Below are 12,961 nucleotides of genomic sequence, written 5' to 3'. Positions count from 1 at the left end.
ATCGTGACGACACTTAAGGTGATTATGCTAGTCTTGGCACAAATGATTTTATAGATATAGGTTTATTTGAAAGTGGCTGCGTTTACCAAAGTGATTAATTTCTTTTCTGATTTAGGCGTTCCAAATCAGGTCATTGAATCACATATATCCCAACTAAAACCGATAACCCTAAGGGCTGGCGAGCCATTACTCGCACAAGGTTCAGAGCAACGTTATGGGTATTTTATTACGTCAGGTATTCTGCGAGCCTGCCACTTTAATGAAAGAGGTAGCGAACGCTGCAAAGAGTTTTATTTTTCAGGTGAGCTCTGTTTTTTATATTCAAGCTGGTTACAGGGAATATCGGCTCATTACCAAATTGAAGCCATAGATGAGGCTAAAGTAATAAGAGTACCCTTACATATTTTATCTTTACCAGAATATTTACCTGCAAAGGTTTCTCTATTACAACAACAGCTTATATTTAAAGAACAAAAAGAGGCCTTACTTTTACTCAATACTCCCGAGCAACGTTATCAGCATCTTGTGCAATATTGGCCACACTGGGTTAAGAAGCTTAACAATATTCAAATAGCCAGCTATATCGGCATTAGTCCTGTTAGCCTATCCCGATTAAAAACAAGAATTAAGGACTGAATTAACTTAAGTTAATTCCTCTCACAGTATTCACCTTCATAATAATCACTCTATTTTCATTATTAAACAAAAGCTTAGAGTGGAAAAAATTATGTCGACATTTGTATGGTCCCAACTATTAATTGCCATTGCTATCGTGTTCGATCTTGCATCATTTCAATTTAAACAAAGGCAAAAAATTGTCTGTTGTTTATGTTTTTCAGGGATATTGATTAGTGCCCACTTTATCTTACTTGAGCAATGGACAGCTGCGGGTTTAATGCTGCTTGCAAGCATACGCTATTTATCCAGCATTTTTACGACGTCTAAAATGTTGATGTCATTCTTTTTAGTTTGCGCTTTAGTCATCACATCTGCGACCTTCACTGGCTTACTCAGCCTTTTAAGTTTCAGCGGTACAGCATTCCAAACATCAGCTTCATTTTGCCAGAACGATCAACGCCTACGACAATTAATGGTCGTTGGAACAACAATCTGGCTAGTACACAACTACCTTGCAGGATCTCCAACGGCTGTGATTATGGAACTACTGTTTATCGGCAGTAACATAGTCGGCTATTACCGATATTATGGGATAAATCTAAGGAGACATGCTCAAGGATAATAGCAAGTGTATCGGTGGAATAGTTCATTCTAATAACCCCTTAATAATAGTCACAGACGTAAAACAATACCTGAAACGTTTTAGTTTCATCAAACAAAAAAATCGGTCTCAAACATTCGCTTGAGACCGATTAAATTGTTGTCATCATCGTTCAAATAGAACTAGATGAACAACCTTAAGCTGTTTTAGGCAACTTTTTATGGTTCGTATATAACGCACTTTCGCTGTGTAAGCCTTTCACTAAGCTAACGCACATTAATAACAACACAAAGGTGAATGGCAAGGCTGTTGCAACCACACCAGACTGTAGTGCCTGAAGCGCTTCTTTACCGCCAACCCAAAGCATAACGCCAGCGATAGCACCCTCGACTGTTGCCCAGAAAATCCGCTGCGGAACCGGTGCATCTATCTTACCACCAGAAGTAATACTATCGATGACCAATGAACCTGAATCAGACGACGTAATAAAGAAGATCAATATCAATACAATCGACAGTACTGAAATTGCTGAACCATATGGTAGTGCATCGTAAACATGGAATAAGGTAAGTGAGATATCATTCATACCATTTATACCCAATTCACCTACTTTATTAACCACTTGATCAATCGCAATACCACCAAAAACAGCCATCCAAATGATCGTTACCAATGTCGGGATAAAGATCACAGCAAGTAAGAACTCACGCACTGTTCGACCTTTAGAGATACGCGCAATAAACATACCTACAAATGGTGACCATGAAATCCACCACGCCCAATAGAACACAGTCCAGCCGTGCATCCATGTTGTGTCTTCACGACCATGAGGATTACTTAGACCAATGATATTTTCCACATAAGCTATAAATGTGTCTGGGATCGAAAGCTTCACAACATCAAAACCAACGTAACCAACAAACAGCAACAGAGCAAATGCAAATAGCATATTGATATTGCTCAGTACTTTTACGCCACCATCAATGCCACGAATAACAGAGACAATCGCAATCATGGTCACGAACGCAATAACAGTAAGCTGCATACCAATGCCGCCATCTGTACCGAATACATGGTTGATACCACTGGTTGCTTGCTGTGCACCTAGACCAAGCGACGTCGCCAAACCAAACAAGGTCGCGAGTACTGCCAGAATATCGATGACATGCCCTAACCAGCCCCACGCTCTATCCCCAAATATCGGATAAAACACAGAACGAATCGATAATGGCAAACCTTTGTTATAAGTAAAAAATGCTAACGATAACGCGACAATGGCATAGATAGCCCAACCATGGATGCCCCAATGGAAGATAGTCGACCCCATAGCCAGTGCTTTGGCTTCTGGCGTGTACGGCTCTACGTTAAAGGGTGTTCCCCACCAATCAGTAAAGTAAGCAACCGGTTCTGCTACCCCCCAGAATAGAAGACCAATCCCCATACCGGCAGCAAATAGCATTGCTAACCATGAAACTGTTGAGTGCTCAGCCTTAGCCTCTTTGCCACCAATACGAATTTTACCGTACGGCGACAACATCAGCACTAAAGAGAAGATCACGAAAAAGTTTGTTGACCACATGAAGAACGTGTCAAAACCATTAATGATGCTGCTCTTAAGACCATTTAGTGCTTCTTTCGCTGTATTTGGATCAACAATCATAAGAGTTGTGAGGAATAAGAGAATAAACCCCGCGCTAATGCCAAATACGGGGTTATGAATATCAAATCCCCATTTTTGAATGTTATCTTGACCCACCTGATAGTCGGTCGTATCAATACTGTACTTCTTAAATTTGCTATCCATAAATGCTACTCAAACGTTTTTCCGTAATATTTTTTTGATCAAAAAGTAGAAACGAAAATGGTCAATCAAAAACCAAGATAATTAGACCACTAAATAAAAAATCCTGATGATCTTAACAATAACGACATAAAAATTCAAACCTTCTTGGTTAGATGAGGCATTCATACTACTAAGATGGGAAATTTACCCACACATTTATTACGTACACTAAACATTTAATCATGATACTAGCGTGCTCTGAAATACCTGAGACATATGAAATTCAAATATGATGTTCTGGAAGAGAAGAGCTGAAAAAGAAGTGCTAAAACGAAGGAGAAGAATAACTCTAAAAGTGAGATGCGTTAAATAGCTAGTACCTGAGTAATATCAGAAGACTAGCCAACAAATTGTTAGTGACAAATCATGCCGATAGACACCTGTTCTTCATCAATTATTAATTATAGACACGGATCACAAATAGTCGCTAATTCAGACGGATCTCGAATGATATAATCAGGTTTAACAGACCAGTCATCTGGCGCTGCCCCACTGTATGCAGCTGCCACAGAAATAACGGTTAATTTTTTACCAAAGGCAGCTTGCACATTACGAGCAAACTGTACATCAGCTTCATGATCGCCGATATACATCACTGTTTTATTCTCTGCACTATCAAATATTTGTTCTAAACAAATTAAACCACCATCTGCGGCAGGTTTCTGTGCATCACCTAATACATCGTCGTAACCGATGACTGATTTGAAAAAAGAATCAATTTTCGCCTCAGATAAAACATTGCGTATATTCTTTGAAGCATTCTGCGAGCAAATACCATGCGGAATAGAAGATAAGCGTCGCACCACATCATCTATCCCCGTAAACAATTTAACTGGCGTAGTATTACTTAACTGATGTTCAGCCCATAACGTACCCGCTACCTGCATTTCTGATTCCGTCATGCCGTAGTAATTTACATAAAGTTCTTGCCAGTTTTTAGCTGCATGATTTGCGTGATGATATGCCACCTCACTGAGTAGGCATTTAGGCAGGTTATCGCCACTTAAACGGGGTGCAACAATGGATAAAATACTTTTGGTAATCTCTATATTTTTAGGAACAGAGTTAACAATCGTTCCATCATAATCCCACAAGATAGCATCTAACTTCATTATTCCTCTCAGATTCATTTATAGCTAACAGCTAAAAATATATCCGATTCATTCAACAGAATCATATTTAAAACGTCCATACACAGAAACAATGAGTTGATTGCTTTTTCGGCAGGATTTATCCTATTGTTACCTGCATATTAACCCCAACGTCTCTGACAAAATCTTTATCATGACTCACCAAAATGAACCCTCCTTTAAAGGCTTTTAGTGCGGTTGCTAGCATCTGTTTTGAGTCGATATCTAAATGATTATCTGGTTCATCAAGCAGTAACAAGGGCGCATCATCAACATGGCTCACCATGAGCATCGATAATTTCATTTTTTCGCCACCACTTAACTCTGCCACTTTGCGGTAAACAGAATCTCGCCTAAAACCAATACCTGCTAATAAGATTCTGGCGTCGCTTTCAATGAGCCCTCTGCAATGGTGCATTAAGCTGTCTAGCATCGAATCATCACATTTCAACAAGCCAAAATTTTGATCCAAATACACCGTGTTTGTATACCGTTTAATCACCCCAAAATAACTCGAGTGTTGCTGTTGAATTGCTTTTAGTAACGTGGATTTTCCACACCCATTCGCACCATCGAGGTAGCAGCGATCCGTCTGAGATAAAGAAAAAGAGAATAGACTCCCTAAACCATAATGTAACTGGCAATTTTGGACGTCTAATAGCTTTCGTTTCTTTACTTGCGCTGCTTGCTGTAAATACAACGCTTGGGGTTTCAATGCCTCTTTATGAACACCTAAGCTATGCAGTTTGTCTTGATTACGGTCTACTTGATTTTGCTGATTAGTTACCTGTGCCGATTGACTGCGTCCCGCTTTGTCTTTCATCGCGTCCATTAAAATCTTAGGCTGGCTACCCGATTTTCTTAGGCGGTTGCCTTGGGCTTCACGTTGCTGTGCCTTTTCTTTGTTGGCTTGGGTTTGACGCTCTATCTTTTTTTGTTCTGCTTTCAATTGCACTATTTTTCGGTCTAATGCTGCTGACTGAGTCGTCACCTGCTCTTGATATACATCGTAATTTCCGCTGAAAAACGTTAGCCCTAAGCCTGTTAGCTGATAAATAGCATCGACATGTTTTAGCAAGCTTCTATCATGGCTAACCAAGAGTATTTGCCCTTCGAATTGTTGTAATCGATTAATGAGCCAACGCTTACCGACAGAATCTAAATGATTAGACGGTTCATCAAGCAGTAAGATTTCAGCATTAGATTCGAACAGTTTATACAACTGCAAAAGGGCTAATTGACCACCGCTTAACGTATGGCAATACGTATTCAATTCCGACGTAATGCGCAGTGTCTTTAACACTTGCTGTAATCGAATTTCTATATCCCAATCATCGCCGATTACATCAAAACATTCTTGCTTACAGCTTCCCTGTTCAATGGCTCGAAGTGCCAGTAATTTATCGGTAACGCCTAAATAATCAGAGATACGGGTATTGCCATCAAGCAGTTCAGAAGGTAATTGAGAGTAATAAGCAATCTGGCCTTGGCAAGTTACAGAACCCTGAGTTGGTGAAAGCTTACCCAATAACAATGAGAGAAAAACAGATTTCCCTACCCCATTGCGACCCACTAACCCTGTAATACCATTAGGTAGGGTGAAGTTTAAGTTGTGAAATAGCCACTCCCCTGTATCGAGTTGGGATGACAATTGATGTGTGATTAATGCAGGCATAAGAATACCTCCCCTTACGAATGAAATGTAAAAGGGGTCTAAGCCGTTACTTCGGTGTGATTGCCGCAAGAAGAAGCAAGATATAACTGTGCTGTGACAAAGTAACGCCCACTAACCCCGAGTGTCCAAATAATGAATAGTCATTGGATGTCGGTAAGTTAGTTGTTCATTATGGCGTTAGCTCCGATAGATATGATGGTGGAATTATAATCAAAGCGGTGGCTGTTTTTCAAGTACCTTGATCACAATCCCAATAACAGGCCCGTCACCATGAAATCAATTATTCATAAGGTATAATTAATGGGTAATTAGTGTATAACAAGTAACATAGGTACACCTAGGAGGGGTTATGAGCGTTGTATTTGGATTCATTATTTTGGCTATCATTGCCGCCTTAATCAAAAAGAAGACAGGCCTAACTTTAACTAAGTTCTTTGAGCAAAAAATTCAAAACTATTACAAAAAGAATGAAGATAAAGAAAATCATTAAACCGTGGCTTTGTCTTTTTAAACAAAACCCCATTAATAAAGGCATTTTATGATTGTAATTACAGGCGCAAGTAGCGGTTTAGGTGCAGCATTAGCACACTTATACAGCACTGAAGGAAAACCATTACTGATCACAGGGCGAAATGCACAACGCCTTGAAAACGTTGCAGCCAATATGCCAGAAAAAGTACAGGTTAAACAAGCTGACCTCGGTAAAGCCACAGACGTCGAAGCACTATTAGATTCTTTAGAGTGCGTGCCTGATACTGTTATTCATTGTGCTGGCAGTGGTTATTTTGGCCCTATCGAACAGCAAGATCCTGAAGCAATCAGCCAGTTAATTCAAAACAACGTGACCTCAACGATTTTCTTATTACGCGAATTAGTTAAGCGTTACCGTAATCATAAAGTCAATGTAATCATTGTAATGTCGACAGCAGCACAAGCAGCTAAAGCTGAAGAATCAACCTATTGCGCTGCAAAATGGGCGGTACGTGGATTAGTTGAATCGGTTCGCCTAGAACTGAAAGGCAGCCCAATGAAACTTATCGCGGTTTACCCAGGCGGCATGGCAACTGATTTCTGGAAAACGAGTGGGAAAGAATTTGATACCTCTTCGTTTATGACAGCAGAAGAAGCCGCACACATGCTGAAACAAGCGCTTGTGGGTACTGAACACGGTTTTGTTTCAGATATTACGATTAATCGCCATTAAATTCGTTATCAATTTAATAGGGTCTCTGTTCATTTTAAAATAAAAGCAGACCCCATTAATTTCTTTACCACAGTCCGTTTCATACCATTCTGGATAAGTGAATGATCAGATATTTGTCTAGTCTAGATTGGTATTACCGCGCGATATCGAGAACATTGTCTTTCACGCCGTTAATACGAAACCAACCTGCAATACTAAATCGCTGTTTATTGGTAGGTAATACTTCGTGTGGGAACTGTTCAGATAAAAACACAAACAAGCGACCAGATTTAGGTGGAAATTTAGCAATTACATTATCATCTAAATCATAAACAACCAGCTCGCCACCATCTTCTTCAGTCCAACTGTCGTTCATATAAAAAACAGTGGTTAATCGGCGATTTTCATTGCCACGGAAGCAATCAAGGTGCTTCTTATAGAAATCCCCTTCTTCATACTTCGCAAAGTGAGCTTCGTACTCAAATAAACCAAGGTAGAAATGTTGGTTTACCTCATGACGAATATTTTCCATTTGATTAAGAAAGACCTGAACTGGCTCGCCTAAATTTGAGGCTAGCCAGTGAATTTTATCACTACGAATTGATTCAATTCGCGTAACGTCATCATTACGCCCAATACAGGCTTGTTTCCAATTTTCAGGCAGACATGATTTGAGCTGTTCAACCTCCGTAGCAGACATAAAATCATCCCAGATGTAGTAACCGTTTTTATCTAGTGCATCAATTAACTTTTGCATCACATTTTCATTATGGGTATTTCAATAATGCGCGTTATATGATCATCTGCACTCACCTACAATTCAGATTACTGATGGTTATGATGAACGTTTTTAATCCTAGCTTCTAGCTGCCTTTATACACCTTAAAATAAAAGAGGCTATTGCCATGAGCAACAACCTCTTGAAGATAAAACAGACGATAAATGAACAAACAGTTAGGTCATTACTTAGGCAAGTTGAGTTAACCAGCGTTCTAATAAATTCAGTGACGCCCTGTGCCGATATTGCGCTGTCGAACGTTGATCATCGATAGGACAAATTACTTTGCTGTAGCCGCTCAGTATATTTTCAATAAATAACGGCTCACGTAGCATCTCAACCGGTTGACCAATGATTTTCTGCTCTAAAACAGTGCTACGCACAACGGTTGGACCCACAGCCCCAAACGCGACTCGCCAATCTACTACTTTACCTTGCTCAACTTTTGCTAACCCTGCAACCGACAGTTTAGTTAAAGCATTCGCCGCCCGTGTGCCGACTTTGTGATAGAACGTAACGGGAAGATCTGCTTTAGGAATAACCACGTGGGTCAGTACTTCTCCTTGGTGTAAGCACGTTCTGCCAGGGCCGGTAATAAAGTTGGCTATCGGCATTTCACGTTGACCATGAATCGACGATAGAACAAGCTTTGCATCAAGCAAATACAAAGCAGGTAACGAATCTGCAGCGGGTGACGCATTACAGATATTACCCGCCATAGTGGCGCGGTTACGCAATGCTGGCGCGGCAATATTAGCAACACTTTGACGAAGTACATCTGGCACTAGCGGATTAATTTCAATATCGTGCAAGCTAACACCAGCGCCGATACATAGACCAGATTGACATAAACCAGACTGTAAACCAGCCTCTGTACCCAAATCAGACTCTAGTTCAATCGGCGTTATATGTTGTAGCTCTTCAATAGCATCAAGAAAGACAACATCGTGCTTAAAATCAGGGGTTATTCCCGGTCGTGCACTGTGCCTTACCATTAAATCGGTGCCACCTGAAAATAAGGTATGCTCACCAACGGCTAATTTGTCTAATGCTTGTTCTAAAGTGTCTGGACGATATACCGTTACCATAATCCTTCCCCTTTAGTGGCCGCAATATTCGCCGCGTCGATAATCATCCCATAACCCGTACAACGGCAGAGGTTACCTGAAATCGCGGTACGAATTTCTTTTTCAGTTGGGTGCTGTGTCGGATCGCTTCGACCATTTAATAATACATACAACGCTAAGACCATTCCTGGTGTACAAAACCCACATTGCACCCCTTTTGCTTCTAATAGCGCATCAATCACGCACTGACCTTTAGCGGTTTGCCTTAAGCCTTCGAGCGTCATGATATTTGCGCCTTCCGCTTGCGCAGTAGGCATCATGCAAGCGTTAACCAGTTGTCCATTAAATATAACAGAACACGCCCCACACTCACCTTCACCACAACCTTCTTTCGTTGCTGTCTTTTTCAGGTTACCGCGTAATGTATTCAATAATGATTGCATCGGATCTGCATCCACGGAGACACATTCATTATTAAGGAAAAATTCAATTTTCATATTTTTCTCCTTGATATTTATACTGTTCTCCTTGATATTCATACTGCGCTCCCTGATTCATTCGCTTTTATAACAACCGCCGTATTTTCTGCATATAGCGCTTCGCATACTTTTTCGGGCGTAACTGGAATAGATGAAAATGGTTTACCAATCGCTAACTCAACAGCAGCGGCAAATGCAGCGGCTCCGCCATTATGAGTGAGTTCACCGCCCCCTTTGGCACCATTAGGGCCATATGGGTATGGATTATCCACCAAATCACTTTCAATTGATGGCACATCCAGTGCGGTTGGAATCACATAATCAGCCATGGTCTTCTGAGCAAACACACCATCGCTAGTCAGCTCCATTTTTTCACAGCTGCCATAGCCAAGAGCTTGCACTAACCCGCCATCAATTTGGCCTTTAAATACCTGAGCATCAATCGCGCGCCCAATATCGTATACCGCCCATGCACCCGTTATTTGTGTTTCACCTGTTGCCATATCGACATCAACTTCCACGACATTCACACCATAGCTAGTCACTTGGTAGGCATTGCCTTGATACGTATTTTGATCCCATACGTGATAGTCAGGCTTGCGATAAACTTCTTCTAGCTCTTGATGTTCACCCTCTACCCAGCAAGATTTCAGCTTTTCAGCTGCTTTTTCGAGTAAATAGCCGACAATAACGATAGAGCGCGAAGCAACAGTAGGACCAGAATCAGGCACAACACCGGTATCAGGTATGGCTAGGTGCACCGATTCAAGCGGTTTGCAGAGGCTATCTGCCACAATTTTACAGAAGGTTAGGCTTAACCCCTGACCAATATCAGTGTTCGATGCCAAAATATAGACATTGCCATCAGGTTCTTTAATCAGGCGTATTTTAGCGCGTACCAAGGTATCTTCTAGATCTCCCGCAAAGCCACAACCATGCTGGAAAATAGCCATACCAATCCCTTTACGGGTTGCTGTATTCGGCGCTTGATCCAAGTAAGATCGTGTTTTTTGAGAGTAGTCCGATAAGTCAGTAATACGTGCCATCATTTGATCGAGCACCAGATCACCAAAGATCTTCGCGCCCGTTAATGTGGTCGAGTCTGACTGTAAAAAATGACGTTGCTTAAAGGCTGCAGGATCTTGCCCCAATTGCTTTGCAACGTGATTAAGGTGAGTTTCGATGCAGAAACAAGTCTGCGGTGAGCCAAATCCACGGAATGCACCTGTCGGCACAGTATTGGTTGCCCAAGCATGCCCTTCGACACGTACATTAGGAATATCGTACACATTGGTGACAGTTGTGATCGAACGCTGAAGCACAATACCGGAAAGGCTAAGGTAAGCACCGGAATTTACATCGAATGTCACGTCCATCGCGACAATGTTTCCATGCTTATCAATACCTGTACGGTAGTGAAATGCGACAGGGTGTCGCTTGGAGGTAAACGCAATATCTTCACTGCGTTCTAATACAATTCGAATCGGTTGTTGCAGCTTTTCTACCGCAACAGCTAACGGACCGGCGAGTACATCAGGGTAATCTTCCTTACCACCAAAGCCGCCACCCGTTGGGCATTGAATCGCACGCACATGATCATGACCAAGCACGACAGCCATACAGTGATGCACATACCACGGGCACTGCATCGAACCTTCTATAACCACTTTGCCATCTTGTGGGTAACCAACAACACCTTGGGTTTCTAAGTAAATATGTTCTTGATAACCCGTACTGCATGTTTCTTCAATAATAGTAACTGCTTGTGCAAAGCCCTCGTCGATATCACCTTTTGTCAACGCATGAGTATCAAATACATTGTCTGTTGAATGAATGGCGCCATCGATAAGTGCTTTTGATTGTTCAATAGTATAAGCAGGTGTCAGCGGCGAATATTCTACCTTTATTTGTTGCAGTAATTGCTCGATAACATCAGGAACAGGACCAACTAATAGGAAAATCACTTGGCCAACGTAACGTACTTCTTTTTCAGCGAATGCTGGCCAATCGATTTCAACAATCGGCAATACATTGTGTCCCGGAACATCTTTGGCACCAAACAAATGGTAGCCTTCAGGTAATTCCGGCACATAAACCGCTTTAATTACGCCTCTAGAACAAGAAGAGCGGAAAAACCGCCCTTCCAATAGTCCTTCGTAATGGCGGTCGGCAATATACTTCGCTTCTCCAGTGGCTTCTGCCAGCTTGAATCTAGTATTAACCGTATCCATAACGGGATCTCACATTAGTCTAATTGATCCATGGTTTTCCATAAACGCTCTGCCACTTTGCTGGCTTCTGCATAAATGGGCGCGATATCAAACGGGAATGCACGGTCTTCGTATACGAAGCGCCCTTCCACCATCACACTGTTCACGTTACCCGCATTCATACCAAAAGCGACATGACCTGCAAGGTTATCAGCAACAAATGGCGTTGGGCTAGTGTAATCCAAGATTGTTAAATCAGCCTTATTGCCTGCTTCAAGTCGACCGAACTTAGCACCAAAGTTACGGGCTAAAATCTCGTTACCATTCCAGAGGTTCTTCATGAAACTGTCTGGCCATAACGGACCACCAGCATCACGGTGTTTAAAGAACGAGAACTTCAATTCTTCAAGCATATCCGCCCCTATTCCATCAGTGCCTAAAGCGACATTTTTGAAACGAGTAAGCTTGTTGTTATAACCTACGTTGTTGTTCATGTTTGAACGTGCGTTATGCACCAAGAAACCATCTTTCGCATTTAGAATATCGATATCACGATCGGATAAGAACAAGCCGTGTGCTAACAAGGTTTTCTCGTTAATCAGCCCAAAGCTATCTAAGCGCTCTACAATATCTTGACTATAATGATGGTGGCTGTGCGTTACGTCGTAGCGATCTTCTGCCACATGCACATGAATACCACGCCCTGTCGCTTGCACAGCTTCGGCCATCATGGCTAAGCCGTCGTTAGTTACCGTAAACGGTGCATGAGCACCAATATGGGCTTCGACCAAATACGGTTCAGTGCCTTCTTCTTTTGCACGATCAATCAGCTGAGCAAAAGCGATATTTTCTTCTACGCCCGCCATCATCTCTTTCATGCCACCATTGCGATCTGTGGTCTCAAAACAAGTCATGCCGCGAAGACCTGCTTTTATGAACCCTTTACGCATCGTACTAAGTGAACCACCAATGTAATTCGGTGAAGCATGGTGATCGATAACCGATGTACAACCACTTTTAATCGCTTCAAGTGAACAAATTAAACCGCTGTAATACACCGCTTCTTCATCTAAGGCGCGATCCATACGCCACCATAGATTCTTCAAAATCGAGATAAAATCGGGGCTTGGTTTAATATCAGCCATTACGCCACGGGCTAACCCTGAGTAGAAATGGTTGTGTGAACACACCAAACCTGGCATAACGAGCTTGCCATGCATCTCTTTTACGATGGCATCTGGATATTTCATTGAAAGATTAGCGCCAACTTCTTTAATTGTGCTGCCATCAATCGCAATATCGACGCCTTCTTTAATAAATGCAGGTTCAAATTGCACAGCAGTTGCGTTTTTAAGTAATAACATTCCCTTACTCCTT

The 12,961-nt window shown here is 41.7% G+C and carries 12 protein-coding genes; 4 read left to right on the top strand and 8 right to left on the bottom strand.

All coding sequences use genetic code 11. The features are described from left to right. The first annotated feature begins 90 nt into the window (after positions 1 to 90). Together C9J12_RS05765 and C9J12_RS05760 are read left to right on the top strand one after the other, a co-directional pair. A complete protein-coding gene (locus tag C9J12_RS05765) occupies positions 91 to 636 on the top strand; it encodes a Crp/Fnr family transcriptional regulator (protein WP_227876286.1) in 546 nt (181 codons plus the stop codon). A gap of 91 nt (positions 637 to 727) precedes the next feature. After that, the gene (locus C9J12_RS05760; protein WP_107241846.1) at positions 728 to 1,240 is read left to right on the top strand and encodes a YgjV family protein; all 513 of its coding nucleotides are present in this window, start codon (positions 728 to 730) and stop codon (positions 1,238 to 1,240) included. A 175-nt stretch (positions 1,241 to 1,415) separates the two neighbouring features. On the opposite strand, the gene C9J12_RS05755 is transcribed toward C9J12_RS05760, so the two are convergent. From C9J12_RS05755 to C9J12_RS05745, 3 genes are all read right to left on the bottom strand, one after another. Next, on the bottom strand, positions 1,416 to 3,023 hold the full coding sequence (locus tag C9J12_RS05755; RefSeq protein ID WP_107241845.1) for a BCCT family transporter: 1,608 nt from the start codon (positions 3,021 to 3,023) through the stop codon (positions 1,416 to 1,418). Positions 3,024 to 3,463: 440 nt separating this feature from the next. After that, positions 3,464 to 4,174: an HAD family hydrolase gene (locus C9J12_RS05750; RefSeq protein WP_107241844.1), complete on the bottom strand. Its 711-nt coding sequence runs from the start codon at positions 4,172 to 4,174 to the stop codon at positions 3,464 to 3,466. A 118-nt stretch (positions 4,175 to 4,292) separates the two neighbouring features. Continuing rightward, on the bottom strand, positions 4,293 to 5,867 hold the full coding sequence (locus C9J12_RS05745; protein ID WP_107241843.1) for an ATP-binding cassette domain-containing protein: 1,575 nt from the start codon (positions 5,865 to 5,867) through the stop codon (positions 4,293 to 4,295). Between the two features lie 349 nt (positions 5,868 to 6,216). On the opposite strand from C9J12_RS05745, the gene C9J12_RS30615 reads away from it, so the two are divergent. Continuing rightward, the gene (locus C9J12_RS30615) at positions 6,217 to 6,357 is read left to right on the top strand and encodes a hypothetical protein (RefSeq protein ID WP_006231711.1); all 141 of its coding nucleotides are present in this window, start codon (positions 6,217 to 6,219) and stop codon (positions 6,355 to 6,357) included. A gap of 48 nt (positions 6,358 to 6,405) precedes the next feature. After that, on the top strand, positions 6,406 to 7,071 hold the full coding sequence (locus C9J12_RS05740) for an SDR family NAD(P)-dependent oxidoreductase (protein WP_107241842.1): 666 nt from the start codon (positions 6,406 to 6,408) through the stop codon (positions 7,069 to 7,071). Positions 7,072 to 7,204: 133 nt separating this feature from the next. Here the strand turns inward: C9J12_RS05740 and C9J12_RS05735 are convergent, their stop codons facing one another. The 5 genes from C9J12_RS05735 to ssnA all read right to left on the bottom strand — a co-directional run bounded on the left by C9J12_RS05735 (position 7,205) and on the right by ssnA (position 12,948). Then, on the bottom strand, positions 7,205 to 7,807 hold the full coding sequence (locus C9J12_RS05735; RefSeq protein ID WP_107241841.1) for a 2OG-Fe(II) oxygenase: 603 nt from the start codon (positions 7,805 to 7,807) through the stop codon (positions 7,205 to 7,207). Between the two features lie 209 nt (positions 7,808 to 8,016). After that, positions 8,017 to 8,916, bottom strand: a complete 900-nt coding sequence (locus C9J12_RS05730) for an FAD binding domain-containing protein (protein WP_107241840.1) — start codon at positions 8,914 to 8,916, stop codon at positions 8,017 to 8,019. Further along, complete coding sequence (locus C9J12_RS05725) at positions 8,910 to 9,392, bottom strand: (2Fe-2S)-binding protein (protein WP_107241839.1); 483 nt, start codon at positions 9,390 to 9,392, stop codon at positions 8,910 to 8,912. Before C9J12_RS05725 ends, C9J12_RS05730 begins: the two co-directional genes overlap by 7 nt. 38 nt (positions 9,393 to 9,430) lie before the next feature. Then, on the bottom strand, positions 9,431 to 11,605 hold the full coding sequence (locus C9J12_RS05720; protein ID WP_107241838.1) for a xanthine dehydrogenase family protein molybdopterin-binding subunit: 2,175 nt from the start codon (positions 11,603 to 11,605) through the stop codon (positions 9,431 to 9,433). Between the two features lie 14 nt (positions 11,606 to 11,619). Next, on the bottom strand, positions 11,620 to 12,948 hold the full coding sequence (gene ssnA, locus C9J12_RS05715) for a putative aminohydrolase SsnA (protein ID WP_107241837.1): 1,329 nt from the start codon (positions 12,946 to 12,948) through the stop codon (positions 11,620 to 11,622). Positions 12,949 to 12,961: the final 13 nt, after the last annotated feature.

This window comes from Photobacterium frigidiphilum (assembly GCF_003025615.1).
GTDB classification, from domain to species: Bacteria; Pseudomonadota; Gammaproteobacteria; order Enterobacterales; family Vibrionaceae; genus Photobacterium; species Photobacterium frigidiphilum.
This window is presented reverse-complemented; position numbering and strand designations above follow the sequence as displayed.